Genomic DNA, 25,489 nt, shown 5'->3' with positions numbered 1-25,489 from the left:
CCGGCCGGTCAATAGGTCTGGACCAATAGCCGGACCGGAAGTGGAGATCGTGTACTGGGCCTGGGACCCGCGAGCCGACGTCGGCGACAGGAGCGCCCGTTGGGGCATGCCCGGGATCCCCGATCAGGTGCGGGGCGGCGAGTCATGGACGCGGGCGATCGCAGCCACAGCCGGGCGTTGAAGTACGGGTCGACGGCCCCGCCCGTGCCGCTCTTACGGAATGGACCTCTTGCTCACGGGAGCAGGCGGGAGGCGAGGTCGCGTACGGTCGCCATGTCGCTGAAGGGGAGCAGGTCTTCGCCCACGATCTGGTGCGGTTCGCTGCCCTTGCCCGCGATCAGGACGATGTCTTCGGGGTGTGCCGCGGTCAGCGCGAAGGCGATGGCCCGGCGCCGGTCGGCGGAGCGTTCGTACGGCGTGCCGGTGCTTTCGATGCCGGAGGCGATCTGGTCCAGGATCGTCTCGGGGTTCTCGGTACGGGGGTTGTCCGAGGTCAGGACGCAGAGGTCGGAGTGGGTGCCGGCGATGCGGCCCATCTCGGCGCGCTTGGTGGTGTCGCGGTCGCCGCCGCAGCCGAAGACCGTGATGACGCGGCCCCGGGCGAAGCCGCGGATGGCGGTCAGGACCTTGTCGAGGGAGTCCGGCGAGTGCGCGTAGTCCACGATCACCGAGGTGCCGGCGGGCGTGACGAAGCGTTCGAACCGGCCGGGTACGGGCGGCATCTGGGCGAGTGCGGCGACCAGTCCGTCCAGGTCGTGACCCAGGACCCGGCAAGCCGCCACGGCCGCCAGGGCGTTGGACACGGAGAACCGGCCCGGGACCGGGATCGCCGCCGGGTACTCCTTGCCGGCGTGGTGCAGCGTGAACCGCGTGCCCGAGGCGTCCGCGATCAGGTCCGTGGCCCGGAAGTCGGCCTCCTGGTCGAGGCCGTACGTGGTCACCGCGCCGGGCATCATCGTGCGGATACCGGCGCCCACGACGTCGTCCACGTTGACGACCGCGTGCCGGCACAACCCCTGGAACAGCCGCATTTTGGCGTCCGTGTAGTGGGCCATCGTGCCGTGGTCGTCCAGGTGGTCCTGGGTCAGGTTGGTGAAGACGCCGACGTCCACGAAGGTCCGGTCCACCCGGTACGTCTGCAGGGCCATCGAGGTGGCCTCCAGCACCACGCTGCCGGTGCCCTGGTCCCGCATGCGGCCCAGGAGGTACTGCAGGTCGGGTGATTCCGGCGTGGTCAGCACGGAGGGCGGCATCGGGATGACCTCGTCGCCGATCCGGCTGCCCGCCGTCCCGATCACGCCCACCGAGGCACCCTCGGAGATCTTGAGGAGCGACTCGACCATGTAGGAGATGGAGGTCTTCCCGTTGGTCCCGGTGACCGCCACCACGTCCATGTGCCGGCCGGGCTCGCCGAAGTAGCGGGAGGAGACGACGGCGGCCGCCTTGCGGGTGTCGCTGACCCGTACGACGCACGCCTCCGGGAGCAGTTCCCGCCCGGAGGGCGCGGTTGCGGCTCCCGCCTCGTCGACGAGCACCGCCACCGCCCCGCGCGCGAGCGCCGCACCGATGGCTGCCGGACCACCGCCTCGGTGGCCGGGTACGGCGATGAAGAGCGAGCCCGGCACCACCCGGTCCACGTCGAAGGTGGTGCCCGCGGTGATCCCGGTCGACTCGGGGTCGCCCTGGATGACGTGGTGTTCCTGGCCGGTCAGCAACCCGCTCAACTTCACGGTGGTCCCTTCGGAGGCGGCTACGGCCCGGCGCACGGCCCTAACCTGGTGGCAGCGCCGACGGAGCGTCGGGACTGCGGTGGTGCGGCGGGGAGGGCGATGCGTCGCCCTCGGGACGACGGGGCCGGGCCGAACCCGGTGATGAGGCCGGGTTGCGGGCTGCCGGGACAGGGACCGTCGCTGGGGATGGTGCGGCGGGAGGGAGTGGGCCCGGGCGCGGTGGGAGAGCGCTAGCCGTGGCCGTGCAGGACGCCGCGGCCGACCGTGGGGGCCTGGCCGTCGGCGGCGGTCCGGAGGCTGACGCCCGTCCGGCCCGCGGAGACCGCGGGCGCGCCGGGGGCGGCCTGCGGCAGGCACTCCCCCATGACGCGTCGTGTGCGGTTCATGGGCCGAGTGTACGTGGGCCCGCCCGGTCCGTACGCCGCGTCCGCGCGCCTGGCGGGGACATCCGCCCCGGTCCAGGGGTCGGCCGCTGGGGAATTGCCCTGCGGATCGCGGGGTCGGACCCGGATAGTGAGGGCTACGGAGGCCCGCCGGATCGACTCCCAGGAGGAACTGGATGCACAGCCTGCCCTTTGATCGACCGGGCCGCTTCTGGCGGGGGAACCTGCACACCCACTCCGACCGGTCCGACGGGGCCCTGTCCCCCGCCGCGACGGCGCGGTACTACCGCAGCGCCGGGTACGACTTCCTGGCCGTCACCGACCACTTCCGTCCGGAGTACGGCTTCCCGCTGACCGACACGACCCCACTGCGGACGGAGGGATTCACCACCCTGCTCGGAGCCGAACTGCACGCGCCGCGCACCGAGGCCGGTTCGCAATGGCACATCGTCGCCGTCGGGCTCCCGCCGGGGTTCGCACCTCCCGGACCGGAAGAGACGGGGCCCCAGCTGGCCCGCAGGGCACGCGGCGCCGGCGCGTTCGTGGGCCTGGCCCACCCGGCCGCCTCCCTGCTGAGCGCCGCGGACGCGGAGAGCCTGGACGCCGCGCACGCCGTCGAGGTGTACAACGCGCTCGCCGCGCGCGAGGACCGGGGAGACAGCTGGCATCTGACCGACGTCCTCCTCAACCGCGGCCACCGACTCCACGCCTACGCGGCCGACGACGCGCACCTCCAGCCACAGGACCCGCCGGGCTGCGCCGCCTGGGTCCAGGTGCGCGCCGAGTCCCTCGACCCGGACCGGATCCTGGCCGCGCTGAAGGCCGGGCACTACTACTCCTCCACCGGACCCGAGCTGTTCGACGTCAGCCTGACCGGCGAACACGTCACCGTCCGGTGCTCCCCCGTCCGCAAGGTCCTGATCACCGGCGGCGCACCCGGGGCGGAGGTCGTCCAGGGCGAGGACCTCACGGAGTGCACCCTGCCGCTGGCGATGTTCCGCGGCGGATTCCTCAGGGTCACCATCGAGGACGCGGCCGGTGGACGGGCATGGAGCAACCCGGTCCACCTCGCACCGACCGGGGCGGCCGCCGCCTGCTTCACAACCGCTGTCCGGGCCCCATGACCGTGAGCCCCACCTGCTCGGCCAGCCAGTGCGCATACGGCTCCTGCGTCTGTCGGCCGCTGAACACTGCGCTGCGGACGTGGACGAGGACGGTGTGGTCGTCGGCCGGCTGGTCGAGATCGCGGGAGCGCGTGTTGAGGAGCAGGGTCACCTCGGCGTGCTTGGATTCGCCGAAGAAGCCCGCCTCGGGCGCGTCCGGCCAGCACAGGCTCGCCCAGCGGATCTCGCCGATGTTCGGGCCGGTGGTCGCCGCGAAGGCGTCCTCGATGCTGCCGACCGGCTGGTCGAGCAGAGAGCACTCGACCGGCAGCCGTCCCTCGTACGCGGCCGGGTCGGCCGGCAGACCGGGGGCCTGGATGCCGACGACCAGCGCGGGCTGCTCCTCGAACGGCACTCCGTCGAACTCCCCGTACTCCTCCTGCCCCTGGAACCACACCCCGGGCAGCTCCTGCGCCACCCGCCGCACCTCGGCGAGGGAGCGGAGTTCCGCGGAGACGGAGACATCGGAGTACTCGCGGCGGCCGAACTCCATGAGGCGGCGCGCGGTGCTCAGGGCGAGCGCGAGGTCGGGGCTACGGAACACGGGATAGGCGACGTCGTTGGACATGCGATGACTCTGCCACGGTGCGTCATTGCAGGTCATCGCATTTTCGGCACGGCCGTACGCCCCGTCCCCCCGCGGCAGCCAGGCCTGTCGTGGCCTCAGGTGGTGGTGCCGTCCGGCTCCAGGGTCATGCGGGCCACGTGGAGTGCCAGGTAGGAGACCTCGTCCTCGCTCAGGTGCTGCCCCAGACGCAGTTCGACGATCGTCGCCAGCTGCTGGGCGGTGCGGGTCGCCTCCGGGTAGTGGCGGCGGATGCCCTCGCCGATCGTCGACTCGTGCCCCTTCAGCTGCCGGTGCTGCTGGATGCGTACGAAGAGGTAGCGCACGTGCGTGATGAAGCGGGCCGCGCTCATGGACTCCTGGGACACGGACAGCCCGTACCGCTCCCGCACGACGGCGAGCATCTGCTGGATGACCCCGGTCATCGTGTACGTGAAGGACAGGTCGCCCGTGGCGAAGCCCGCGTTGACCAGGTGCAGCGCGAGCGCGATCGCCTCGGAGGGATCCAGCGGCGCGTCCACCCGCTCGTTGATCGCCTCCAGCAGGCGCTGCGCCTGGGCGAACTCGGCGGCGTACAGGGCCTGGACCTCCGCGCGCAGCGGGTACTCGATGACGATGCCCCGCTCGGCCCGGTCCAGCGCGCCGGCGACATGGTCGGCGACGGCGATGGCGAGGGTCGGGCGGGTGGACTCGCGCCCCTCGATCCCGGCTTCGTCGAGGGCGATCACGACGGCCCGCAGGACCTCCTCGTCGATGAGCGCGAGGACCTCGCTCAGGTGGTCGGGGTCGCGTCCGTCCGCCGGGACGAAGACGCGCACGATCAGTGCGGGGTCGACCGGTTTGCCCTGGCGGGAGCTGAAGCCGATGCCGCGCCCGGTGAGGATGACCTCCTGGCCCTTGTCGTCGCGCGCGAGGACCACGTTGTTATTGAGGACACGCAGCGCCTTCAACGCCTGCTCTCCTTCTCGTTCGCGGTCCGGTTCTGCCCAATGATCCCGCATTGTCTGCCACGCGTGTGCCACCCTCTCCCCCGATCCGGTCCGACGCGGGCACGCCCCACGAAGTGGCGCGTGCCCGCGTCGGACCGGTGGCGGGTCGCTACCGTCGTACGGTCACCACGGGGGCCCCGGCGGCGACGGTCTTCCCGGTGTGCGGCTCGACCGAGGTGAGGTCGGCGGTGTTGGTGACGGTCATGAGGGTGACGGTCGGGTGCTCCGCGGCGCGCACGGCGTCGAGGTCGACCTCGACGAGGAGGTCGCCGACGGACACCTGGCGGCCGGCCTCGGTGCGGACGTCGAAGCCCTCCCCCTTCATCTGCACCGTGTCGATGCCGATGTGGATGAGCACCTCGATGCCGTCGGCGGTACGGATGCCGAAGGCGTGGCCGGTGGCGGCGACGATGATCAGCTCTCCGTCGACCGGGGCGACGACGCGGCCGTCGGCCGGCTCGATGCCGACGCCCTCGCCGAGTGCGCGGGAGGCGAAGACGGGGTCGCCGACTTCGTCGAGGCCGACGACGCGGCCCGCGACGGGCGCGGCGAGTTCGATCCCCTTGCCGGGGGTGGCGGCGGGAGCGCCGGCCACGGATGCGGCTGCGGGGGCGGGGGCGCCCGCGGTGGTCGCCGCTGCGCCGACGGTGACGAGCTCGCGGTCATCGGCCGGCGCGGCCTCGCCGCGGGAGGCGGCCTCGGAGGCGTCGCGCTCGGCGTTGGCCTGGACGCGGTCCTCGGGGGTGCGGAAGTCGGAGAAGTAGACGAGCGCCATCGAGACGAAGAAGGACGCCGTGATCGCGATGGTGTAGGTGGTCATCGGGGAGAAGACCGGGATGGTCAGCAGGGAGGTGAAGGCGAAGGCCTTGGTGTCCACGCCGCCCATGACGCCCACGATCACGCCGCCCACGAGGCAGCCCACGAGCATGCGCGGATAGATCCGCTTGAAGCGCAGGTGGATGCCGTACAGCGAGGGCTCCGAGATGCCGCCGAGCAGACCCGCGGCCAGGGCTCCGGTGGCGGTCTGGCGCATCTCCTTCTCGCGGTGGCGCAGGGAGAGCAGCAGCACACCGGCGGTCGCGCCGAAGCAGGCGAAGTTCCAGGCGCCCATGGGGCCCTGGATGAAGTCGTAGCCGAGGGTGTTGATGTTCACGAGCATCAGCGCGTTCAGCGGCCAGTGCAGGCCCAGCGGGACCAGGAACGGGTACAGCAGCGGGATGAGGATCGCGAAGACGATCGGGGCGTTGCCGTTCAGCCAGGACAGGCCCTCACCGAGTCCGTTGCCGGCCCAGACGCCCAGCGGGCCGATGAGGAAGGCGGTGATCGGGATCATGATCAGCATGCTGAAGAACGGTACGAAGACCAGGTGCACGGCCTCCGGGAAGATGCGCTGCAGTCCCTTGTAGACCAGGGCGAGCACGGCCACCATCAGCAGCGGCACGAAGACCTGGCCGCCGTAGTCGTTGAGCTGCATCGGCAGCCCGAAGACGTGCGCGACGCACTCCTGGGTGCCCAGCGTCCCGTTGGTGGTGCAGGTGATGCCGGGGATCCCGGACTTCGGGTTGAGCATGCCCGTGAAGTTCGGGGTCATCACCGCGGCCATCACCGCGGCGCCCACCCAGGGGTCGATCTTCAGCTTCTTGGCCGAGTTGTAGGCGACCATGATCGGCAGGAAGTACAGCACCGAGCGCCACATGGCGTCGACGAACACCCAGGTGGCGGACTTGTCCGCGGCGCGGAAGTCGACGAAGCCCAGGGCGTCGAGGACGGAGGCGATCGCGATGATGAGCGAGGAGCCCAGCAGGACGCCCATGAGCGGGCGGAACGAGTCGGACAGGTACTCGAAGAAGTTGTCGACCCAGGCGTAGCGGCCGCGGCTCTTGGCCCGCATCGAGGCCTTGACGTCGGCGTCGGACCGCGGGGCGGCCGTGCCGCCTCCTGCCATCGAGGGCAGGTTCATGATCTCGGAGTAGACGCGGGCGACGGCTCCGCCGATCACGATCTGGAGGCGGTCACCGGACTGCGGAACGGTGGCCATGACGCCGGCGAGGGCATCGAGCGCGGCCGTGTCGGCCTTCGCCCCGTCGTGGAGCTGGAAACGTAGCCTCGTCGCGCAGTGCGTGAGGCTCTCGATGTTCTCGGCTCCGCCGACGCCGCGGAGGATCTGCTCCGCCGGCGTGCCGGGTCCGGCTACGGGTGTGTTCATGATGCGTCCTTGCATCCTGGGGCTCTTGCCATCCTGCTTCGGTCCGCGATCTCTCACGCCCGGATCCGGGCAACAAAAAAGGCCCGGGTCGCGCACGCGGCGCTACCCAGGCCTTGCCTCCCCTCAAGCGGCGCACCGCCTTGGCGTCGCGTGGCGACGAAGGTGATGCCCTCGGGGAGTAACAATCCTGCGATCGAGATCGATCGAACAAAATCTTAACACCGGGAATCGGCCGCGGAAGACGGCGCTGACGTGGCGCAACTCACGAGGGCCGGCGGGCCATCACGTGGGCGTCGAGGAAGCCGCGTTCGGTGGCCGGGTCGTGGACGAGCCGGGCGAACGGGACGAGGCCGGCCCCGGACAGCAGCTCGGCGAACCGGTCCACCGGCCAGCTGTAGGCGGGCGTCACCTTGTGGTCGAAACGGACCGGCTCCTGCGATCCGTCGGTCCCGAAGAACGAGGCCAGGAACAGGCCCCCCGGCGCCAGGACGCGCACCTGCTCGGCGAGCAGGGCGGGCAGTTCCCCGGGCGGGGTGTGGATCATCGAGTAGTGGGCCAGTACGCCGCCGAGCGCGGCGTCCTCGAGGGGCAGGGCCTCCATGCGCGCCTCGTCGAAGCGCAGCGCCGGGTGGGCGCGGCGGGCGTGGTCGACCATGGCCGGGGAGAGGTCGAGCCCGAAGGCGTCCAGTCCCCGTTCGTGCAGCATCGCCGTCAGGTGTCCGGGTCCGCACCCCACGTCGGCCGCCCGCGGGTTCCCCGTCCCGCGCACCAGCTCGGCGAAGGTGTCGATCATGGCGCGTGCGAAGGGCTGCGTCTCCAGCCGGTCGGCGAACATCGACGCGTACAGCTCGACGATCCCGTCGTAGGCCGCCCTGGTTTCGGTCTGATGATCCCCCATGGGGACGAAGTTAACACCCTCGCAGGCGCCCCTGGCCCGCCCCTCGCCCGCCCCCCGCGGCCTCGGGAAGGCGCCCCCTCAGGCGTTCAGGGACGCCGCCCGGTGTTCGGTCGGGGTGATGCCGTAGGCCTCGCGGAAGGCCCGGCTGAAGGCGGTGGCGCTGGGGAATCCCCAGCGCGCCGCGATCGCCTGAACGGGCTCCGCGCCCGCTTCCGTGCGGGCGAGGTCGGCGTGGGCGCGCTCCAGCCGGTTCGCGCGGATGCGTGCCGCGATGCTCAGGTCCTGGTCGGCGAAGAGGGCGTGCAGGGCCCGTAGGGACAGGTTGTGCCGATCGGCGATCTCCTGGGGAGTCAGGCCCGGGTCGCCGAGGTTGTGCTCGATGAAGCGGTGGATCCGCTGCAGGGTCTCCTGCGCGCGCACCTCGGCGGGTGCCTCACCCGGGTCGCCGAGCTGCTGCGCGAGACACGCGGTGGCCAGGTCGAGGGCGATGGACCCCATCCCGCGCAGCTCTTCGGGGCGGCAGTGCGGGCCGTGCGCGAGCAGCGTCTTCAGGAAGTCGGCGAGGACGGCCCCCGAACCCCTGTCCGCGGCGAGGTTCTGTGCGAGGAGGCGGTCCACGCGGTTCGGGCGCAGGGCCAGGGCCGGGCGGGGAATCTGCAGCACGATCGCCTCGCCCTGCCCGCCGGCGCTGACCCCTTCGCTCGGCCGGGAGGTGTCCGTGAGCACGAGCCCGCCCGCGACCACCGACTCGCTGCCCCGCTGGGAGATCTTGAAGGCGCCCTGGGTGATGAGCGCCAGCTGCACGTGCTCGGGGTCACCGCGCCGGACATGGGCCGACGTACGGCGCGAGAGCACCGGTGAGCACTTCAGGGCGGACAACCGCACCACGCCGAGGTCCAGGTCCGTGATCTTCGCCCGGAAGTCGGCCGCATGCCGGGTGCTGAGCATGACGGGCATCACATCGCTGGACACCGTCTCGCAGAACCAATCGAACCTGTCCTCGCGCGCCACGACAGTTTCCGTCACCACCGCCAACTCACCCACACCCTTTGACCTGGCAGTGAACCAGTTCCCCACCGGTTGACCCACAGCCGTGCTTCCCCCCGTCACGTGATCAAGTATCGGCCACGCGATCGCGGCGAACGTGACACCGGGGCCCCCTTCCCAGCCGGTCGCCTCACCAGGTATCTTGCATCGCATGGAACCAGGTGATTCGACCAAGCAGGCCCGGGCGGCCGCCCAACTGCGCAAAGGGGTCTTGGAGTACTGCGTACTCGCCCTGATGCGGGACCGCCCCCGCTACGGCGTGGAGCTGCTGCACGCCCTGGAGGACTCCGGCACCCTGGCCACCAGCCAGGGCACGGTCTACCCGCTGCTCTCCCGGCTGCGCCGCGACGACCTGGTCACCACCACCTGGCAGGAGTCCGCCTCCGGACCACCCCGCCGCTACTACGCGCTCACCGACAGCGGCCGCGCCGCGCTCGACGAGTTCGCCCGCGTCTGGCCCGGCTTCCGCAACGCCGTCGACGAGTTCCTCGCCACCCCGCACCACTCCACCGGAGACTCCGCATGAAGACCTCGGCCGACCCCGTACGCGACTACCTCTCCGCCGTCGAGCGCGAGGCCTCCGCAGTCCCCGCCGACCGTCGCCGGGAACTCCTCGCCGACCTCGCCGAACACATCGAGGTGACGCGCGCCGAACGTCCCCACGTCACGATCGGCGAGGTCCTGGCGGAGCTGGGGGATCCCCGTACCATCGCGGCGACGGCACTGGCCGAGGCGGGCGACGGGGTCGTCGAGCCCCCTGCCCAGATCGGCGCGGGCGCGCCCGTCCGGCGGGGCAAGGTCCACCCGCTGGTCCCGCTCCTGATGCTGACCGTCCCCTTCCTCGTCGCCGCGGTCCTCCCCTACAGCGACACCACGGCGTTCTTGAGCACCCTGTTCCGCGTCATCGGCGCGGTGCTCCTGTGCACCTCGGTGCACTGGACCACGGCCCAGAAGAGGACCGGCGTACTGCTCACCGCCGTCCTGCCGACCCTCGCCATCGGCATCTGGAAGGTGTTCGCCGCCGCACCGACGGGCGACACCGCGGCCAACCTGGCCAATCTGGCGACGCTCGCCCTGCTGGCCGGCACGGCGGCATGGCTCTGGCGGGGGCGCCGCGCCTGAGACGTGCCGTTCCCGGTCCGTGGGTCCGGGACGACTTCCACCGGCGCACCGGTCGGCGCCGGAAGACCGGCAGGGTCACCGTCCAATGTCCGCGTATGGCCCTCGACAAGTGCCCGAGCGTGCAGGCCGACGCCCTCCGAGCCCTGCTCCGCCTGACGGCCGCGCCGCTGGGAGGCGGCCCCGTGGTCAGGGGTGTACTGCCCCTGGCGCAGCGTCCGGACCTCGTACGCGTCGTCGTCGGGGACGGCGCCGTCCCGGCCGGCTCGGTGGCGTACGACGTCCCCTTGCTGGACCGTGACGGATACCGCCTCCCCGCCGCCGTGCTGGTGGCCGCCGTACGGCAGGTCGTACGTCACTCACCCGGCCACCGGATCCTCGCCCCGTCCGGCCCGCGGGACGGACACGGCATCCCCGTCGTACCGGTGGACGCCGTGCGGCTGGTCCTCGACGCCCACCCCGATGCGCTCGACCTCACGGACGCCCTGCACGCCGCCGTCGCGGGCATCGCGCCGGGCGAGACGGGGGACAACCAGGACGGGCTCGTCCTGCTGGGGTTTCTTCTGCTCGACGGGGAACGCGTGCGCCTCTACCTCACCGGCGGCGGCCTGTCCGGTACCGTCGGCCTCGACGTCGGCCTGCGGGACCGCGACGGCGCGGTGATCTCCGGCGTCACCGGCCTGTCCGCGGCTCTCCCCAGCCTCATCGCCGCCGACCAGCTGCGGTACAACCCGTCGGACGAGACCGACCCCTACTGCGCGCAGGTCTTCGATCTCACCCACTGGTGAGGCGGCCCACGACCGCCCCGGGTCAGGTCAGGGACTGGGCGGCGTAGAGGGCGCCCACGGCGGTGGCCAGGGTGCCCAGGAGGAGCCGGAGGGCCTTCTCGGGGAGGTGCGGCTGGAGGCGGGCGCCGAGGTAGCCGCCGATGAGGCCGCCGGCTCCGCAGGCCAGGCCGAGGAACCAGTCCGGCTCGATGCTGCCGGGCCCGGCGAGCGCCAGCAGCGTGTAGGTGGCGGCGCCGACCACGGAGGTGGCGAAGGTCGAGGCCAGGGCCGCCGGGGCGACTTCGGCGACCGGCGCGCCGCGGCCGACCAGGATGGGGCCCAGGAGGGAGCCGCCGCCGATGCCGTAGATCCCGCCGACCACGCCGACGGCCAGCGCCAGACCGGTCACCGCCCGCGGCGACAGCTGCTCACGGGCCCGGCCGGACCACCGGGACGGCAGGAGCGTGCGGATGATCAGCCACAGTCCGAGGGGGAGCAGGAATCCGGCCACCAAAGCCTTGAAGACGACGGGTCCCGGGATCGCGAACACCCGGATGACGGCTCCGAGGACGACGCCGGGCAGGGTTCCGAGCACCAGCCGGCGCACCAACGGCCCGTGCAGGGTGCCGGTGCGGTGGTGGCGCAGGAGCGCGCCGGGACCGGCGACGACGTTGTAGAGCAGGTTGGTCGGTGTGACCGCCGGGCTCGGGACCGCGAACACGCTCAGCTGTACCGGCAACAGGAACACCGCACCGGAAACCCCGACCGGTGCGGTGATCACCGCGATCAGCAGGCCGGTGGCCAGGCCGGCCAGGCCCGGCCCCCATTCCACGGGGGCTCAGCCGCGTTCGATGTGCACGCTGGTCGACTTCACCCGGGCGGTGACCGTCACGCCCGGCTCCAGGCCGAGGTCCTCGACGGCCTCCCGCGTCAGCAGCGACACCACCCGGTGCGGGCCCGCCTGGACCTCCACCTGCGCCGAGACCTCGCCCAGCTTGATGGCCGTCACGATCCCCGGGAACGCGTTGCGCGCCGAGGTGTACGGGGTTTCCCCGTCATCGGCGCCCTCGTGGGCGACCTCCACGCAGAACGCGGCGAGGGCCGGCCCCTCCACGATGCGCCGGCTGCCCTGCCGGTGGGTCGGGAAGCGTCCCGCGTCCGCCCACCGCCGCACCGTGTCGACGCTCACACCCAGCAGCTCGGCGGCCTGCCCCATCGTGTACGACTCCATGAGCACCACCCTACGGGCAGAAGATCGCGGGTCTGTCGACCGTCCTGGGCCCCGCGCGGTGGAGGGCTCGATCGGCCCGAGGCGATGTGCCCATGCCAGGGCAAAACGATCATCGGTTTGCCCTCCTCGTGCAAGTGGGTAGATCATGCCTCGTGATCGGCAGTCGTGTGTCCGAAGTACCGCTTCACCAAGCGTCGGAGGACCAGGGCAAGCAACCCACACCCAAGGGTCCTCAGCAGCGAGGACCCTCGTCCCCGACAGGGAGCAGAAGATGGCCACCGGAACTGTGAAGTGGTTCAACTCGGAAAAGGGCTTCGGCTTCATCGAGCAGGACGGCGGCGGCCCCGACGTCTTCGCCCACTACTCCAACATCAACGCCCAGGGCTTCCGTGAGCTCCAGGAGGGCCAGAAGGTCGAGTTCCAGGTCACCCAGGGCCAGAAGGGCCCGCAGGCCGAGGACATTCGTCCCCTCTAAGGCGTAGCAGCCTGACGCCCCGCACCGTATCGGTGCGGGGCGTCGCCGCGTCCGCCGCCGGTGGTCCTGCCCACCTCGCCGTCGAACCGGACCGGGCCCCGCCGTACTCTGTCCGGGTGATCCTGCACAGCCTTCACGACCGATCAGACCTGGCCGCCCGCTTCGAACGGGATCCCGCCATGAACCTGATGGAACTCGGCGACCTCGACGACCTGCCGTGGCCCCACACCAGCTGGTACACCCTTTCCCAGGACGGGCCGGTGGCACTGCTCTACGCGGTCGGCGACACACCGACCCTGCTGGGCTTCACCCGCCCGGGGCAAGCGGCCGCCCTGGAGGAGCTCGCCGAGGCGCTGCTCCCCGTACTGCCCCGGCGCTTCCTCGGGCATCTGACCGGAAACGCCGCGAAGGTACTGGAGTCCGGGTACGTCGCGCAGTCGCACTCCACCCTGCTCCGCATGGTGCTGACCGAGCCCGGCACGGCCGACCGGTATCCCGCCGGACCCTGGCAGCCCGCCCCGCTGAGCCGGGACGACCTCCCGGAACTCCTCGAACTGTTCGAACAGGCCTATCCGGGCAACTGGTTCGACGACCGCATGCTCGACACCGGCCAGTACCTCGGCGCCCGGCAGGACGGTCAGCTGGTCGCCGTGGCGGGCGTGCACGTGCACTCGGCCGCCTACCGGGTCGCCGCGATCGGGAACGTCACCACGCATCCGCGCGTGCGCGGACAGGGCGCCGGCGGCGCCTGCGTCGCCGCGCTGTGCCGACGGCTGGGAGAGACGGTGGACCACATAGGGCTGAACGTCCGTGCGGACAACGCCACCGCCGTGCGCCTCTACCGACGGCTCGGCTTCAGCGAGGTCACGGAGTTCACCGAAGCCCTCTTCACGGCCCGTCCGTAGGAACCGGCGCCCCGCCCCGGCCCGCCCGGGCCCTGTGAGGGGCCCGGGCCGTCCGCGTGCCGTGCGGGCGCGTACGGCCGCGTGGATGCGCGCTACGGTGCCGGGCTGGCTGCGCGGGATGCCAGCAGTTCCTCCAGTCCTTCGGAGTAGTCGATCGAGCAGGACGGGACCTTGGAGGTCTCGATGACGCCGAACCTGCTCCCTCCCTGACCCAGCGGGTAGTAGTCCGACCACCCGAACGTCAGCGTGTAGCCCGGCGGTACCGTCTTCGCATTGACCTTCAGGTTCATGCCGTCACCGCTGTTCTGCAAGATCTCGGCGTCGTGATCGGCCTGGGGACCCCGGTACCCGCCCCCGGGGTCGGAGCACTGGGACCGTGGCCGCGACGGGACCACGACGACCGGTACGCCCAGAGCCTTCAGCCGCGCCGCGAGCCCGGGGACCTGATGGTTCTCGGGCAGGTCGAACCGGAGCGAGCCGTCGGCGTCCCGCTTGATCTCGGGCTGGTCGGAAGCCGAAGGGCTCGGCGAGCCGGTGGGACCGCCGGCGGGCCGGGAGCCGGTGTGGGTGCTGCCGGGCAGGGCCATCACGGCGACGACCGCCGCCGTCGCGGCGCCCACGGCGACCGGAATGCCGTACCGCCGGGCGACGGACCGGGCGGGGGGCGCGGGCGGCGCCTCCGGGAGACGTGCCATGAGCGCCGCCTTGAGGCGCTCCTCGAAACCACTGGGCCTATCGCTCATCGGGATACCTCCAACTGGCCTTCGGTGACATAGCCCTGGACGGCGCCCAGAGCACGCCGGGCACGATGCAGGCGGACGCGGATCGTCGCCCGGGTGACTCCGAGGACCTGCGCGGCCTCGGCCGGGGTGAGCGCGTCGACCACCACGAGATCGAGGGCCGCGCGCAGCGGCTCGGGCAGGACGGCATGGTGCTCGGCCAGTTGTCTCAAGGACCGCTGGGAGTCGATGCGTTCCTCCAGCGCGGCGAGGTCCTCGCCGTCCAGGAGGCCCCGGCCGCTGAGCCGCGCCGGTGCCCGTCCGTCGCGGGCCGGCCCGCGGGCGCCCGACGGGATGGTGCGGGCTATCGCGAACAGCCAGGCGATCGGAGCCTTCCTGCCGGGCCGGTATCCGGCGGCCGAGCTCATGGCGGCGAGGAAGATGTCCGCCGTCAGGTCGGCCGCCTGGTGCGGGTCGGCGACCCGGCGGGTGACGAATCCGAGGACGGCGTCGATGTGTTCCTCGTAGAACGCGCCGAATCCCTCGGGGGTGGTGAGGCCCGGCGGTCCGGTCTCGTGTCGTGGGCTGAGCACCCGGTTCCTCCCTTGTGCAGGGATCCCGGATGGCTCCCTCATCCAGTACTTGGCCGAAGGCGCCTCAAACGTTTCATCGGGAGCCGACGAGCCTGCCGGGAGTACCGGGGCACGCGGACGGACGCCGCCGCCCCGACGCGGGTCGGGGCGGCGGCGTCCGTTTCCTGCCCGCTGCTCAGGAAGCGGGCGTGAACTTCGTGGCGGCGGGCACCGCGGTGGCCTCCTTGACCACCTTCATGCCGCCCGGGACCGTAGCGTCGGGCTTCAGGATCACGCTCTGCCGGGTGGAGGGGGCCTTCGGGTCCGAGAAGTCGTGGGTGATGCCGAAGCCGTTGTCGTAGGACTTCAGGCTCAGCAGGGCGGCCCGGACGCCCTCGCGGGTCAGGTCCTTGTCGGCGCAGGCCTTCTTCAGCACCTCCCCGAACAGGGCGCCGGCGGAGTAGCCGGCCACCACGCCGTTGTCCAGGCCCGCGTCCGGGTACTCGGCCTTGTACGCGGCGGCCAGGGCGGCCGGGCCCGCCTCGGTCGAGCCGATCGGCAGGGCCGAGGAGGCGACGTAGTAGTCCTTCTGCAGGGCCGCACCCGCCGGGGTGGCCAGGAGCTGCGGGGCGAAGGCCGAGTTGTTGCCGACGATCGGGACGCCCCAGCCGCCGGCCGCGGCGACGCCCACGAGCGAGGCCGCCTGGCGGGGGCCGGCGCTGACGACCACGGCCTTGACCCCGGCCTGCTTGAGCGCGGCGACCTGGGCCGTCATGTCGTTGTCGGTCGGCTTGATCTTCTGTTCGACGACGGTCAGCCCGGTCTCCGCGGCGATGGCCTTGGCCCCGGTCAGGGCGTTCTCGCCGTAGTCGCCCTCGAAGTAGACGTGCCCTATCTTGTCGCCCGAGGCGATCCGCTTCTGGTCGAGGAGGTAGCCGACCGCGTTGATCGTCTCGACGTCGTACGTCGCGCCCACCGTACGGATGTACGGGCTGCCGAGCAGGGAGGCGGACCAGGCCTGCGGGATGACCAGCCCCTTGTCCTGGCCGTCGATCCGCTGCTTCACGGCGGCGACGAACGGGGAGCCGATGAACTGGGCGAAGCCCAGCACCGAAGGCTCCAGCTCGGTGTAGGCGGCGAGGGCCTTCTGCGGGTCGTAGCCGTGGTCGCGCACCGTCAGCTCGATCGTGCGGCCGCAGATGCCGCCCGCCGCGTTGGTCTGCTTGACCCACAGCTGCTGGGCCTGGGTGACGCTCTTGCCGAGGGAGGCGTAGACGCCGGTCATGTCGGTGAGCGCGCCGAGCTTGATGGTCTTGTCGCTCACCCCGGCTCCGGCCTTGACCCCGCCCGCGGCGGGCTTGTCCCCGTCCGTGGAGGGTTTGGCCTTGCCACTGCACCCGGCGGCGCCGGTCAGGACGAGTGCGACCGCCAGGACCGCGACGGCGTGCCTTCTTCTGTTCACGTTCGCTCCTTCGAGGGTGTGGTGCGGGTGCGGACGATCCGGGTGATGCCCGTGAGACCACCGGGCAGGAACAGGACGGCCACGACGACGGCCGCTCCGTACAGGTAGCGGGAGGCCTCACCCGGCGAGACCCCACCGGTTCCGGGGGCGGAGACCAGCGGGAGGGCGTCGCTGTAGCGGGTGAGGAGTTGGGGCAGGAGGGAGACGAAGACGGCGCCCACGACGGCTCCCCCGACGGTGCCGAGGCCGCCGATCACGATCATGGCGAGGTACTCCAGGGACAGCACCATGCCGAAGTAGTCCGGCACGGTGCGCTGGAAGACCAGGGCCAGCAGGACGCCGGCGAGGCCCGCGTACATGGACGACAGGACGAAGACGGCGGCCCGGTACCGGGCGACCGGCACGCCCATCACCCCGGCGGCGATGCTGTGGTCGCGCAGGGCGTTCATGGCCCGGCCGGGCCGGCCCCGCAGGACGCCGCGCGCGAACAGGGCCCCGCAGAGCAGGGCGGCGAGGGCGACGTACCAGAGCTTCTCGGCGGACTGGAAGGGGACGGCGGCGATGACGGTCTCGGTGTCGTCGAAGGTGAATCCGAGGAGGGACAGCGGCTCCACCTCCCGGCCGTTGAACCCGCCGGTGACGCTGGTGGCGTTGAACAGCACGTGCTGGCCGATGAAGATCAGCGCGAGCGTGGCGATGCCGAGGTACGCGCCGCGCAGGCGGCCGGCGATGGGGCTGAAGACGCCGCCCGCCGCCCCGGCGAGGGCGACGGCCAGGACCGCGGCGAGCCAGCTGGGCAGGCCGAGTCCGACCAGCTCGTGGCTGCCCGCCCTGCTGCCGTCCCCGGCGAGCGCGCAGTACCCGTAGGCGCCCACGGCGAGGAAGAAGGCGTGGCCCATCGACAGCTGGCCGGTGGCTCCGGTGAGCAGGTTGAGCCCGATGGCCCCGATGGCGGCGGCGATGGCGAACAGCCCTGCCTGCAGCCAGAACCGGTCGAGGTAGAACGGCAGCGCGAGGAGCACCAGGACGGCCGCTGCCGCCGCCGCGTTCCGGGCGCTGAGCAGCCGGGGCCGGGAGGCCGCCACCGGGGCGACGGCCTCGGGGTGCAGCACGGGGCTGCGGGTGTCAGACACGGGCGAGCTCCTTCGTGCCGAAGAGTCCGGCGGGACGGATCAGCAGGACCGCGACCATCACCAGGTAGGGGGCCAGGTCGCCGATGCCCCGGCCGAGGAAGGTCAACTGGCTCTGGTAGCCGGTGGCCAGTGCCTCGGTGACGCCCACGATCAGGCCGCCGGCCAGGGCTCCGGAGGTGGAGTCGAGGCCGCCGAGGATCGCGGCCGGGAAGGCCTTCAGGGCGGCGAGGGACGTGGCCCGCTCCAGGCCGGGCGTGGGGAAGACGGTCAGGAAGAGCGCGGCGACGGCGGCCAGCGCCCCGGCCACGGCCCACGCCGCGAGCGAGACGCGGCCCAGCCGTACGCCCATCAGCGCGGCCGTCTCCGGCTGTTCGGCGGCGGCCCGCATGGCCACGCCCCAGGAGGTGTGCCGGAACACGAGCAGGAACACGGTGATCAGCAGCCCGGCGGCGAGGATGGCGGCGATCCGGGTCTGGGGCACGGTGACCGCGCCGAGGTGGACCACGCGGTCGCCCCACGGGTCGCCGAGCGAGAGCACGTCGGTGCCGAGGCGCCGGGTGAGGTCGGTGATCAGGAGGATGTCGACGCCGATGGTGACGATGGCCAGCACGCTCTGGTCCTGGCCCCGGTAGCGCCGCATCACCAGGAACTCGATCGCCGCCCCCACGGCGGCGGCCGAGAGGGCGCCGGCCAGGAGCGCGCCCCAGAATCCGAGCTCCTCGTGCAGCGTGGCGGTGACGTACCCGCCGGCCAGCAGCAGGGAGGCGTGCGCGAAGTTGACCACTTCGGTGGCCTTGAAGATGACCACGAAGCCGAGGGCGATCAGCGCGTAGACGGAGCCCATGGAGAGCCCGCCGAGGAGCAGTTCGAGGAAGGTGGTCATGCGGCCGGCTCCTCCTCTCCGAGGTACGCGCGGACCACCGCGGGGTCGTTCTGCACCTGCGCGGGAGTCCCGCCGCCGATGCGTCTGCCGAAGTCGAGTACGGTCACCGCGTCCGCGAGCCGCATCACCACCCCCATGTCGTGTTCGACCAGCACGATCGAGATGCCGAGGCCGTCCCGGACGCCCGCGATGACGGCCGCCGTGCGCTGCCTCTCGTCGGCGGTCATGCCGGCGACGGGTTCGTCGAGGAGCAGCAGCCGGGGCTCCATGCACAGGGCCCGGGCCAGCTCGACGAGTTTCTGCTTTCCGTACGGGAGCGAGCCGGCGGGCGCCGCGAGGTCGCCCTCCAGCCCCACGAACTCGGCGATCTCCCGGACCCGTTCGCGGTGCCGGCGGTCCTCGCGCGCGGCGGCGGGCAGCCGCAGTCCGGCGGCCAGGAATCCGGTCCGCATCAGCCGGTGGCGCCCCAGCAGGAGACTGTCGGCGACGGTGGTGTGCGGGGGCAGCGCCAGGTTCTGGAAGGTGCGGGCGATGCCGAGGGCCGCGACGGCGTGCGGGGCGAGGCCGGTGAGCTCGGCGGAGCCGAAGCGGACGCTTCCGCCGGTGGCCCGGTAGACCCCGGAGAGCACGTTGAAGCAGGTGGACTTGCCCGCTCCGTTGGGTCCGATGACGGCGTGCACGCTGCCGGGATCCACCGTGAAGGAGACCGAGTCGAGCGCGGTCAGGCCGGAGAAGCGGACGGTGACGTCGGTGACGGTGAGCGGCGGCGGGGAGGCGTTCGCGTGCGTGCCGGCCACGTTCGGGTTCATGCCGACCACCTGCGCAGTTCCCGCCGCGCCCCGGTGGCGGCCGCCTCGGGCGCCGCCTCGTCGGTGATGCCGAGGTAGCGGCGCCGTACCTCGTCCGAGGCGGCCAGCTCGTCGGCCGGGCCGTCGAGGGTGACCTCGCCGACCTCCAGGACGTAGGCGTGGGAGGAGAGCCGCAGGGCCAGGGCCGCGTTCTGCTCGACGAGGAGGACCGAGGCGCCCGAGGCGTTGATCTCGGTGATGGTCTCGGCGATGGTGGCGGCCATCTTGGGCGCGAGGCCGAGGGTGGGTTCGTCGAGCAGCAGCAGCCGCGGGCGGGCCATCAGGGCCCGGCCCAGGGCGAGCATCTGCTGTTCGCCGCCGGACAGCAGTCCGGCCCGCTGCCGCGCCCGCTGGGCCAGTACCGGGAACAGCTCGTGCACCCGGGCCAGGGAGCGGGCCGTGTCGGCGCGGGATCCCGCGCGGCCGCCCAGGGCCCCGGCGCGCAGGTTGTCCGCGACGGTCATCCGGGTGAACACCTTGCGCCCCTCGGGTACCTGCACCACCCCGGCGGCGACGACCCGGTCCGGGGTGAGCCCGTCCAGCGGCCGGCCGTCGAAGGTGACGCTCCCGCCCGTGACGGCTCCCCGGTGGAACCCGAGCGTCCGGGACACCGCTCGCAGCAGTGTCGACTTCCCGGCGCCGTTCCCTCCGAGTACGACGACCACCGCGCCGGCGGGCACGTCGAGCGATACGGAGCGCAGTGCCCGGACCGGCCCGTAGCCGATGGACAGCGCACGCACTTGTAGCGAACCCACGTCCTCTCCTTCCTCTGGGCGGCCTTGTGCTGGCGCACACACCAGCACCGGGCCGGGGCGGGCGTCCACGGGCCGATGCGGAATCGCTGCCGATGACCAGCCCGGACAGGAGCGTGTTGTGCACGCGCACAGACCTGTCGCGCGCGCCCCTTTCGGCGACGGGGACGGGGTGACATCCTCAGCGGCCATGGGTGGACGCAGATCGCGCACGGAACAGGAGTGGTCGGTCCTGGTGTCGGCGGCGGACGTACTGATCGCCGACATTCCCGGACTCACGGACCAGCTCATCAGGGACCTGACGAAGCACTCGCCGCTGTTCGACCTGGCCGTTCCGCGGGACGAGCACTGGCAACAGGTCAGCGAGGCCATGCACTACGGGATCGAGGCCTTCGCCGCGCCCCGGTCCGGCCCGCGCAAGGACCTCGTCTACGCGGAGGAGCTGGGCCGCCGGCGGGCCGAGCAGGGGCTGCCGCTGGACCTGCTGCTCTACGCGTACCGCAGGGCGGGCCGGCTCACCTGGGACGCGCTGCTGGACATCGTCACCGAGAAGGATCCGGAGGCGCTGCCCGTACTGGCCCGCGCGGCCGGGGCCATGTGGGCGGGGATCGAGCAGCAGGCGGCCGCGACCGCGGAGGCGTACCGCACCGCGGAGCTGGAGCTGCGCCGGCGCAGCGACGAGCGGGCCCAGGCCCTGCTCGACGCCCTGCTGGAGGGGGACACGGCGCCGGCCCTGGCCGCCCAGGTGGCCCTCGCCCTGGACCTGCCGGAGCAGGGGCGGTACGCGGTGGTGGTGCTGCCCGCCGACCGGGGCGATGCGGTGCACCGGGTGGTGGCGGCGGGCGGGATGCGGCTGTTCTGGCGGATGCGCACGGAGCGGGAGCTGGCCGTGGTGGCGCTGGGCGAGTCCTCGCCGGCCGATCTGGCGGCGGAGCTCGCGGACCGCTGCCCGGGGCCGGGCGGCATCAGCCCGGTGGTGGACGGGCTGGCCGAACTGGGCCGGGCCCGGCGGCTGGCGGAGACGGCGCTGCGGACCTGCGGGCAGGACGAACGGGTGCTGGTGCGGCTGGCCGACCGGCTGCCCACGGCCCTGGTGGTGCGCCAGCCCGAGCTGTCGGCCGAGCTGGTCCAGGCGGTCCTCGGCCCCCTGCTGGACCTGGACCCGGCGGACCGGGCGATGCTGCTGGAAACCCTCGACGCCTGGCTGGCGGCGGAGGGTTCGGCCGGCCGCGCGGCGAGCCGCCTGTACTGCCACCGCAACACGGTCTTCAACCGGCTGCGCCGGCTGGAGCACCTGACGTCGAAGTCCCTGTCCCGCCCCCGGGACCTCATCGCGCTGACCCTGGCGCGGGACGCGTACCGGCTGTCGGGCGGCTGAGCACGCCCTTCGGCGGACGGTGCGCCCACCGGCGGAACCGGTGCGTCCGGTGGCGCCCCGGTACGTCCGCCGACGGGACCGGTACGTCGGGTGGCGCCCCGGTACGTCCGCCGACGGGACCGGGGCTTCCGTCCGCGACACCGGTGATTCCACCGATGTGCGGTCTCGGGGGGCGCCGTGACAGTGGTCCGGCCAGCGACAGCGGCGGGATCCACCGTCAGGCGGCACGGACCTCGGCGCGCAACCGGGTACCGGCCGCCGGGACGGCTCCGCCACGACCGAGAGGACGACTCCGTCGTGCAGCAGGAACACACCGAGAACACCCACGAGGCCGCCACCGACCCCGGCGCCGCCGACAGGCGGGGGCGCTCCCTCGACCCCGCCGACGGCGGAACGCGGCTCCGTTCGCTCGTGGCCGCACTGGCCGCGCTCGTGACCGTCGGCGCGCTCGCCACGTTCACGGCCTCCGGGGCGCACGCCGCGGCCAACCCGTACGAGCGGGGCCCCGCGCCGACCACGTCGAGCATCGAGGCCCTCCGCGGCTCGTACGCGGTGTCGCAGACCAACGTCTCCTCCCTGGGGGTCACCGGCTTCGGCGGCGGCACCATCTACTACCCCACGTCCACCGCGGACGGGACCTTCGGCGCCGTGGTGATCTCACCCGGCTTCACCGCCTACCAGTCGTCCATCGCCTGGCTCGGCCCGCGACTGGCTTCCCAGGGCTTCGTCGTCCTGACCATCGACACGCTCACCACCCTCGACCAGCCCGACAGCAGAGGGCGCCAACTGCTCTCCGCCCTGGACTACCTGACGGAGCGCAGCACCGTCCGCACCAGGATCGACGGCAGCAGGCTCGGCGTGATGGGCCACTCCATGGGTGGCGGCGGCACGCTGGAGGCCGCCAAGAGCCGGCCTTCGCTGCAGGCGGCGATCGCGCTCACCGGCTGGAACACCGACAAGTCCTGGCCCGAGATCAAGACCCCGACCCTGATCGTGGGGGCCGACGGCGACACGGTCGCACCGGTCGCCACGCACTCGGAGTCCTTCTACACCAGCCTGCCCGGCTCGCTCGACAAGGCGTACCTGGAGCTCAACAACGCCACGCACTTCACCCCGAACAGCTCCGACACCACCATCGCGAAGTACAGCATCTCGTGGCTGAAGCGGTTCATCGACAACGACAGCCGCTACGAGCAGTTCCTCTGCCCGCTGCCGAGCCCGAGCCTGTCCATCGAGGAGTACCGGGGCAACTGCCCCCACACTTCCTGAACCGACCCCGGCAGGTGGGAGGCCGTTCCGCTTCGGCCCCCCCACCTGCTGCGTCCGGTCTTCCGCCATGGTTTACACGGCAGTAACCTCAACCGCGTGACCGGACACACGACCGTGGAGAGTCCTTGCCGGATATACGGCCGGACGACGGAACTGGCAGCCGAGGCAGCCCTGTCGGACCGGCTCCGGGCCCGGCACGGCGGGGCGCTGCTGCTCGTGGCGGAGCCGGGACTGGGCCGGAGCACCCTGCTGGCCGGGGCAGCCCGGGAGTTCACGCTCGGGCCCGTCCTGCACCTCCGGCCCCTCCCCCGGAGCCCCCGGCCCTACGAGGGCCTGCGCGCGCTGCTGTGCGAGGCCGCCGGGGTGCGGGGCGCGGCACCGCCGCCGGTCTCGTTCGGGGCGGGCAGGACGAGCGAACTGCCCGCGCTGCTGCGGCAACTCCTCCCCGGCGGAGAGCCGCTGCTCGTCTGCGTGGACGACGTACACCTCTGGGACGCGCCTTCGCGGGCCGCACTCGGCGCCGCCGCGCGGCACCCCGACCCGGGGCGCCCGATCGGACTCCTGCTCTCGCTGGCGGAACACCGTTCGGAGGAGCCCGAGTTCAGAGGGTGGCCCGTGGTCCGGCTCGGGCCGCTGGACGACAGCGCGGCGACCGCCCTCCTCCATGACCTCACCGGTGGGTGCCTGGATCCCGCCGTGCGCTCGGAGTTGCTCTCCGAGGCCGAGGGGAATCCCGCCGTTCTGACGGCCCTCGCACAGCGCCTGACGCCGGATCAGCTCGGTGGCCGCCGGCCGCTGCCCCGCCCGCTCATGGACCGCGGCGCCCTGTGGGCCACCTTCGGGAGCCGCCTCGCCCCGCTGCCGGCCCCCGCCCGGCAGCTGCTGCTCCTCGCGGCGGCCGCACACGAGCCCGATCCCGACGCTGCGGGCGCGGATGCCTCCCTGGTCCTGCGGGCCGCCCGCAAGGCCGGACTGGACCCGGCCGCGCTGGACTCCGCCGAGGCGGCGAGGCTGGTGCACCACGACGGGGACCGCATCGCCTTCGCGGGCCCCTTGCTCCGCCGGACCGTCTACTCCGCAGCTCCGTCCTCGCAGCGCCGGGCCGCCCACGCCCTGCTCGCCTCGGTCATCGACGCCGACCGCCTTCGCCTGCGCCACCTCCTCCACCTCGCCCTGGCCGTGCAAGGGCCCGACGCCGTCCTCGCAGCCGGCCTCGTCGAGGCGGCCGCTCCCGGCACGCCGACGTCCGGCATGGAACGCTCGGCCGCGCTGTCCAGGGCCGCCGAGCTCACCGCCCACGCGGATGCCCGTACCGCACGCCTCACCGCCGCGGCGGACTACGCCCGTCTGGCGGGACATCCACGCAGGGCGCGCCGGCTGCTGGCGGCCACCCGGGAGGGCGCGTCCACCGATGCGGTGCGGGGCCGCGCGGAACTCGTCCGGGGCAGCATGGCCTTGCGCGACGGCCCGGTCGGCGACGCCTACCAGGCGCTGCTCATGGCCGCGGAACGCCTCGACCCGTCCGACCCGGAGGCCGCTCTGGAAGCCAGGATGGAGGCGATGGACGCGGCATGGGCCGCGGGCGACGCCGCCGCCTGCATCGCGGCCCTCGCCGAGGCCCCGCTCGCGGCTTCGTCACAGGACCCCGCCTCCACCTGCTCGCCGGCGGAGCCGGCCGACCCGTTCGCGCCGGCCCGGCGCGTGGCCTCCGTACGATCCGGCCCCCATCCGTATCCCCAGCCCCAGGCCCAGGTGCAGGCCCAGGCCGCCGTAGCTCCTCTGCACCCGGTGCTTGACTACCGAGCGGGGCTGCGCAGGGCGATCGACGGGCACCTGGCCGAGGCCGAACCGCCGCTGCGCCGGGTCCTCGACCGTGCCCGGGACGACGACGATCCCACCCGCCTGCTGCGCGCCGGGGTGGCCGCGCTGGTGCTCGGCGACATCGCGGCGGCGTGCCGGGCCAATGCGCGGGCCCTGGCCGTGTCCCGGTCGCGGGGGCTGGCCTCCCTCACGCCGCGGATCCTCGAACACCTCGCGTACGCCGAACTGCGGGCCGGCCAGCACGCGCGGGCGAGGGCGCACGCGCAGGAAGGTCTCCGCGCCGCCCACCGGGCGGGCCAGCGCAACGTGGCCGCCGGTCAGCACGCGATCCTGGCCCTGGTCGCGTCGGTCGAGGACGACGCGGCAGCCGTCGCCGCGCACGCCGGAGCCTCCGTGGAGATCGCACGCCCGCACGGGCTCCTGCAAGCCGTCACCCTGGCCGAGTGGGCCTCGGCGCGCGCCGACCTGTGCCGCGGCCGGCCCTTCGAGGCCGCCGCCCGGCTCGGCCCGCTGACCCGGCCGGGCCCGGGGCGCGGCCACTTCGCCGTCCGGATGCTCGCCCTGCCCTGCTTCGTGGAAGCGGCCGTACAGTCAGGGGCTTCGGCGGAGGCGAAGGCGGCCGTCGAGGAGTTCGCCCTCTGGGCAGCCCTGGGCACCGATCCGCAGGCTCCGGCGCAGTTGGCCCGGTGCCGCGCCCTGGTCGCCCCGCCGGACGACACCGCCGACGCGCTCTACGCCCTGGCACTGGACCGGCACGAGAGGGTGCACGGGGACTTCGAGCGGGCCCGTACCCAGCTGCTGTACGGGAAGTGGCTGCGCCGCCGGCGCCGTCCGGCCGAGGCGAAGAACCGGCTGCGGGACGCGCTGGTCACCTTCGAGCGCTGCGGGGCCCCGGCCTGGGCCGAGCAGACCCGCGCCGAACTGCGGGCCACCGGTGAGGCACCCGCCCCCGTACCGCAGGGTGGGCTGGCCCTGCTGACACCGCAGCAGTTGCGGATCGCGCGCTGCGTGGCCGAGGGCGCCACCAACCGGGAGGTGGCGCTGAGCCTCTCCGTCAGCCCGCGCACCGTGGACCACCACCTGCGCAACGTCTTCGCCGTGCTCGGAGTGCGTTCCCGGACGGAGCTCTCGCGGCTGGTGGACCGGGCCGAGCGGGGCGGCGTACAGCCCTGAG

The 25,489-nt window shown here is 72.8% G+C and carries 26 protein-coding genes; 10 read left to right on the top strand and 16 right to left on the bottom strand.

Annotated elements, in window-relative coordinates; all coding sequences use genetic code 11:
* Positions 1 to 233 precede the first annotated feature (233 nt).
* Both AC3IX6_RS38420 and AC3IX6_RS38415 read right to left on the bottom strand, forming a co-directional pair.
* Positions 234 to 1,730, bottom strand: coding sequence for a UDP-N-acetylmuramoyl-L-alanyl-D-glutamate--2,6-diaminopimelate ligase (locus tag AC3IX6_RS38420; RefSeq protein ID WP_489371690.1), 1,497 nt, complete (start codon positions 1,728 to 1,730; stop codon positions 234 to 236).
* Between the two features lie 230 nt (positions 1,731 to 1,960).
* Complete coding sequence (locus tag AC3IX6_RS38415) at positions 1,961 to 2,116, bottom strand: hypothetical protein (protein WP_489367941.1); 156 nt, start codon at positions 2,114 to 2,116, stop codon at positions 1,961 to 1,963.
* A gap of 173 nt (positions 2,117 to 2,289) precedes the next feature.
* Here AC3IX6_RS38415 and AC3IX6_RS38410 point away from each other — a divergent pair, with 173 nt between their 5' ends.
* Complete coding sequence (locus AC3IX6_RS38410; protein WP_489367940.1) at positions 2,290 to 3,237, top strand: CehA/McbA family metallohydrolase; 948 nt, start codon at positions 2,290 to 2,292, stop codon at positions 3,235 to 3,237.
* Here the strand turns inward: AC3IX6_RS38410 and AC3IX6_RS38405 are convergent.
* From AC3IX6_RS38405 to AC3IX6_RS38385, 5 genes are all read right to left on the bottom strand, one after another.
* The gene (locus AC3IX6_RS38405; protein ID WP_489367939.1) at positions 3,212 to 3,844 is read right to left on the bottom strand and encodes a hypothetical protein; all 633 of its coding nucleotides are present in this window, start codon (positions 3,842 to 3,844) and stop codon (positions 3,212 to 3,214) included. The genes AC3IX6_RS38410 and AC3IX6_RS38405 overlap by 26 nt on opposite strands.
* 95 nt (positions 3,845 to 3,939) lie before the next feature.
* Positions 3,940 to 4,791 carry a PRD domain-containing protein gene (locus tag AC3IX6_RS38400; protein ID WP_489367938.1) on the bottom strand — a complete coding sequence of 284 codons (852 nt, stop codon included), beginning with the start codon at positions 4,789 to 4,791 and terminating at the stop codon, positions 3,940 to 3,942.
* A 148-nt stretch (positions 4,792 to 4,939) separates the two neighbouring features.
* Complete coding sequence (locus tag AC3IX6_RS38395) at positions 4,940 to 7,036, bottom strand: glucose PTS transporter subunit IIA (protein ID WP_489367937.1); 2,097 nt, start codon at positions 7,034 to 7,036, stop codon at positions 4,940 to 4,942.
* A gap of 262 nt (positions 7,037 to 7,298) precedes the next feature.
* The gene (locus AC3IX6_RS38390) at positions 7,299 to 7,934 is read right to left on the bottom strand and encodes a class I SAM-dependent methyltransferase (RefSeq protein ID WP_489367936.1); all 636 of its coding nucleotides are present in this window, start codon (positions 7,932 to 7,934) and stop codon (positions 7,299 to 7,301) included.
* Positions 7,935 to 8,012: 78 nt separating this feature from the next.
* Positions 8,013 to 8,891 (bottom strand): AraC-like ligand-binding domain-containing protein, encoded by an 879-nt coding sequence (locus AC3IX6_RS38385; protein ID WP_489371689.1) that lies wholly within the window; start codon positions 8,889 to 8,891, stop codon positions 8,013 to 8,015.
* Between AC3IX6_RS38385 and AC3IX6_RS38380 the strand changes: the two genes are divergently transcribed.
* From AC3IX6_RS38380 to AC3IX6_RS38365, 4 genes are all read left to right on the top strand, one after another.
* On the top strand, positions 8,881 to 9,018 hold the full coding sequence (locus AC3IX6_RS38380; RefSeq protein ID WP_489371730.1) for a hypothetical protein: 138 nt from the start codon (positions 8,881 to 8,883) through the stop codon (positions 9,016 to 9,018). The two genes, AC3IX6_RS38385 and AC3IX6_RS38380, sit on opposite strands and share 11 nt — an antisense overlap.
* 114 nt (positions 9,019 to 9,132) lie before the next feature.
* Complete coding sequence (locus tag AC3IX6_RS38375; RefSeq protein ID WP_489367935.1) at positions 9,133 to 9,507, top strand: PadR family transcriptional regulator; 375 nt, start codon at positions 9,133 to 9,135, stop codon at positions 9,505 to 9,507.
* Entirely contained in the window at positions 9,504 to 10,103 is a 600-nt protein-coding gene (locus tag AC3IX6_RS38370; protein ID WP_489367934.1) for an HAAS signaling domain-containing protein, read from the top strand. Before AC3IX6_RS38375 ends, AC3IX6_RS38370 begins: the two co-directional genes overlap by 4 nt.
* A 95-nt stretch (positions 10,104 to 10,198) precedes the next feature.
* Positions 10,199 to 10,888 carry a hypothetical protein gene (locus tag AC3IX6_RS38365; RefSeq protein ID WP_489367933.1) on the top strand — a complete coding sequence of 230 codons (690 nt, stop codon included), beginning with the start codon at positions 10,199 to 10,201 and terminating at the stop codon, positions 10,886 to 10,888.
* A 22-nt stretch (positions 10,889 to 10,910) separates the two neighbouring features.
* On the opposite strand, the gene AC3IX6_RS38360 is transcribed toward AC3IX6_RS38365, so the two are convergent.
* A complete protein-coding gene (locus tag AC3IX6_RS38360) occupies positions 10,911 to 11,699 on the bottom strand; it encodes a sulfite exporter TauE/SafE family protein (protein ID WP_489367932.1) in 789 nt (262 codons plus the stop codon).
* A gap of 6 nt (positions 11,700 to 11,705) precedes the next feature.
* Positions 11,706 to 12,098 (bottom strand): TOBE domain-containing protein, encoded by a 393-nt coding sequence (locus AC3IX6_RS38355; RefSeq protein ID WP_489367931.1) that lies wholly within the window; start codon positions 12,096 to 12,098, stop codon positions 11,706 to 11,708.
* Positions 12,099 to 12,369: 271 nt separating this feature from the next.
* On the opposite strand from AC3IX6_RS38355, the gene AC3IX6_RS38350 reads away from it, so the two are divergent.
* Both AC3IX6_RS38350 and AC3IX6_RS38345 read left to right on the top strand, forming a co-directional pair.
* Positions 12,370 to 12,573 carry a cold-shock protein gene (locus tag AC3IX6_RS38350; protein WP_243336897.1) on the top strand — a complete coding sequence of 68 codons (204 nt, stop codon included), beginning with the start codon at positions 12,370 to 12,372 and terminating at the stop codon, positions 12,571 to 12,573.
* A gap of 116 nt (positions 12,574 to 12,689) precedes the next feature.
* On the top strand, positions 12,690 to 13,478 hold the full coding sequence (locus tag AC3IX6_RS38345; RefSeq protein ID WP_489367930.1) for a GNAT family N-acetyltransferase: 789 nt from the start codon (positions 12,690 to 12,692) through the stop codon (positions 13,476 to 13,478).
* 92 nt (positions 13,479 to 13,570) lie between these two features.
* Here the strand turns inward: AC3IX6_RS38345 and AC3IX6_RS38340 are convergent, their stop codons facing one another.
* From AC3IX6_RS38340 to AC3IX6_RS38310, 7 genes are all read right to left on the bottom strand, one after another.
* The gene (locus AC3IX6_RS38340) at positions 13,571 to 14,221 is read right to left on the bottom strand and encodes a hypothetical protein (protein WP_489367929.1); all 651 of its coding nucleotides are present in this window, start codon (positions 14,219 to 14,221) and stop codon (positions 13,571 to 13,573) included.
* The gene (locus AC3IX6_RS38335) at positions 14,218 to 14,790 is read right to left on the bottom strand and encodes an RNA polymerase sigma factor (protein WP_489367928.1); all 573 of its coding nucleotides are present in this window, start codon (positions 14,788 to 14,790) and stop codon (positions 14,218 to 14,220) included. Before AC3IX6_RS38335 ends, AC3IX6_RS38340 begins: the two co-directional genes overlap by 4 nt.
* Before the next feature lie 175 nt (positions 14,791 to 14,965).
* Positions 14,966 to 16,231 (bottom strand): ABC transporter substrate-binding protein, encoded by a 1,266-nt coding sequence (locus tag AC3IX6_RS38330; protein WP_489367927.1) that lies wholly within the window; start codon positions 16,229 to 16,231, stop codon positions 14,966 to 14,968.
* A complete protein-coding gene (locus AC3IX6_RS38325) occupies positions 16,228 to 17,364 on the bottom strand; it encodes a branched-chain amino acid ABC transporter permease (protein ID WP_489367926.1) in 1,137 nt (378 codons plus the stop codon). Before AC3IX6_RS38325 ends, AC3IX6_RS38330 begins: the two co-directional genes overlap by 4 nt.
* A complete protein-coding gene (locus tag AC3IX6_RS38320) occupies positions 17,357 to 18,247 on the bottom strand; it encodes a branched-chain amino acid ABC transporter permease (RefSeq protein WP_250747797.1) in 891 nt (296 codons plus the stop codon). The genes AC3IX6_RS38325 and AC3IX6_RS38320 overlap by 8 nt, the downstream gene beginning before the upstream one ends.
* Positions 18,244 to 19,056: an ABC transporter ATP-binding protein gene (locus tag AC3IX6_RS38315; RefSeq protein ID WP_489367925.1), complete on the bottom strand. Its 813-nt coding sequence runs from the start codon at positions 19,054 to 19,056 to the stop codon at positions 18,244 to 18,246. The genes AC3IX6_RS38320 and AC3IX6_RS38315 overlap by 4 nt, the downstream gene beginning before the upstream one ends.
* Entirely contained in the window at positions 19,053 to 19,850 is a 798-nt protein-coding gene (locus AC3IX6_RS38310) for an ABC transporter ATP-binding protein (protein WP_489367924.1), read from the bottom strand. Before AC3IX6_RS38310 ends, AC3IX6_RS38315 begins: the two co-directional genes overlap by 4 nt.
* 187 nt (positions 19,851 to 20,037) lie before the next feature.
* Between AC3IX6_RS38310 and AC3IX6_RS38305 the strand changes: the two genes are divergently transcribed.
* From AC3IX6_RS38305 to AC3IX6_RS38295, 3 genes are all read left to right on the top strand, one after another.
* Positions 20,038 to 21,225 (top strand): PucR family transcriptional regulator, encoded by a 1,188-nt coding sequence (locus tag AC3IX6_RS38305; RefSeq protein WP_489367923.1) that lies wholly within the window; start codon positions 20,038 to 20,040, stop codon positions 21,223 to 21,225.
* A 297-nt stretch (positions 21,226 to 21,522) separates the two neighbouring features.
* Positions 21,523 to 22,494: a bis(hydroxyethyl) terephthalate hydrolase gene (gene bdeA / locus AC3IX6_RS38300; RefSeq protein WP_489367922.1), complete on the top strand. Its 972-nt coding sequence runs from the start codon at positions 21,523 to 21,525 to the stop codon at positions 22,492 to 22,494.
* A 96-nt stretch (positions 22,495 to 22,590) separates the two neighbouring features.
* Positions 22,591 to 25,488 (top strand): helix-turn-helix transcriptional regulator, encoded by a 2,898-nt coding sequence (locus AC3IX6_RS38295; protein ID WP_489367921.1) that lies wholly within the window; start codon positions 22,591 to 22,593, stop codon positions 25,486 to 25,488.
* Position 25,489 lies beyond the last annotated feature (1 nt).

The organism is Streptomyces sp. GL_141 (genome assembly GCF_057834385.1).
Note: the sequence above shows the minus strand (reverse complement) of the source record. Positions and strands in the feature narration are given on the sequence as shown.

What these genes read in the sequence shown, in the direction of transcription:
- AC3IX6_RS38305 (WP_489367923.1), top strand. Translation starts at nt 20,038, where the DNA reads ATGGGTGGACGCAGATCGCGCACGGAACAGGAGTGGTCGGTCCTGGTG.
- AC3IX6_RS38415 (WP_489367941.1), bottom strand. Translation starts at nt 2,116, where the DNA reads ATGAACCGCACACGACGCGTCATGGGGGAGTGCCTGCCGCAGGCCGCC.
- AC3IX6_RS38390 (WP_489367936.1), bottom strand. Translation starts at nt 7,934, where the DNA reads ATGGGGGATCATCAGACCGAAACCAGGGCGGCCTACGACGGGATCGTC.
- AC3IX6_RS38320 (WP_250747797.1), bottom strand. Translation starts at nt 18,247, where the DNA reads ATGACCACCTTCCTCGAACTGCTCCTCGGCGGGCTCTCCATGGGCTCC.
- AC3IX6_RS38370 (WP_489367934.1), top strand. Translation starts at nt 9,504, where the DNA reads ATGAAGACCTCGGCCGACCCCGTACGCGACTACCTCTCCGCCGTCGAG.
- AC3IX6_RS38385 (WP_489371689.1), bottom strand. Translation starts at nt 8,891, where the DNA reads ATGCCCGTCATGCTCAGCACCCGGCATGCGGCCGACTTCCGGGCGAAG.
- AC3IX6_RS38365 (WP_489367933.1), top strand. Translation starts at nt 10,199, where the DNA reads ATGGCCCTCGACAAGTGCCCGAGCGTGCAGGCCGACGCCCTCCGAGCC.
- AC3IX6_RS38375 (WP_489367935.1), top strand. Translation starts at nt 9,133, where the DNA reads ATGGAACCAGGTGATTCGACCAAGCAGGCCCGGGCGGCCGCCCAACTG.
- AC3IX6_RS38405 (WP_489367939.1), bottom strand. Translation starts at nt 3,844, where the DNA reads ATGTCCAACGACGTCGCCTATCCCGTGTTCCGTAGCCCCGACCTCGCG.
- AC3IX6_RS38395 (WP_489367937.1), bottom strand. Translation starts at nt 7,036, where the DNA reads ATGAACACACCCGTAGCCGGACCCGGCACGCCGGCGGAGCAGATCCTC.
- AC3IX6_RS38340 (WP_489367929.1), bottom strand. Translation starts at nt 14,221, where the DNA reads ATGAGCGATAGGCCCAGTGGTTTCGAGGAGCGCCTCAAGGCGGCGCTC.
- AC3IX6_RS38350 (WP_243336897.1), top strand. Translation starts at nt 12,370, where the DNA reads ATGGCCACCGGAACTGTGAAGTGGTTCAACTCGGAAAAGGGCTTCGGC.
- AC3IX6_RS38380 (WP_489371730.1), top strand. Translation starts at nt 8,881, where the DNA reads ATGACGGGCATCACATCGCTGGACACCGTCTCGCAGAACCAATCGAAC.
- AC3IX6_RS38355 (WP_489367931.1), bottom strand. Translation starts at nt 12,098, where the DNA reads ATGGAGTCGTACACGATGGGGCAGGCCGCCGAGCTGCTGGGTGTGAGC.
- AC3IX6_RS38410 (WP_489367940.1), top strand. Translation starts at nt 2,290, where the DNA reads ATGCACAGCCTGCCCTTTGATCGACCGGGCCGCTTCTGGCGGGGGAAC.
- AC3IX6_RS38315 (WP_489367925.1), bottom strand. Translation starts at nt 19,056, where the DNA reads ATGAACCCGAACGTGGCCGGCACGCACGCGAACGCCTCCCCGCCGCCG.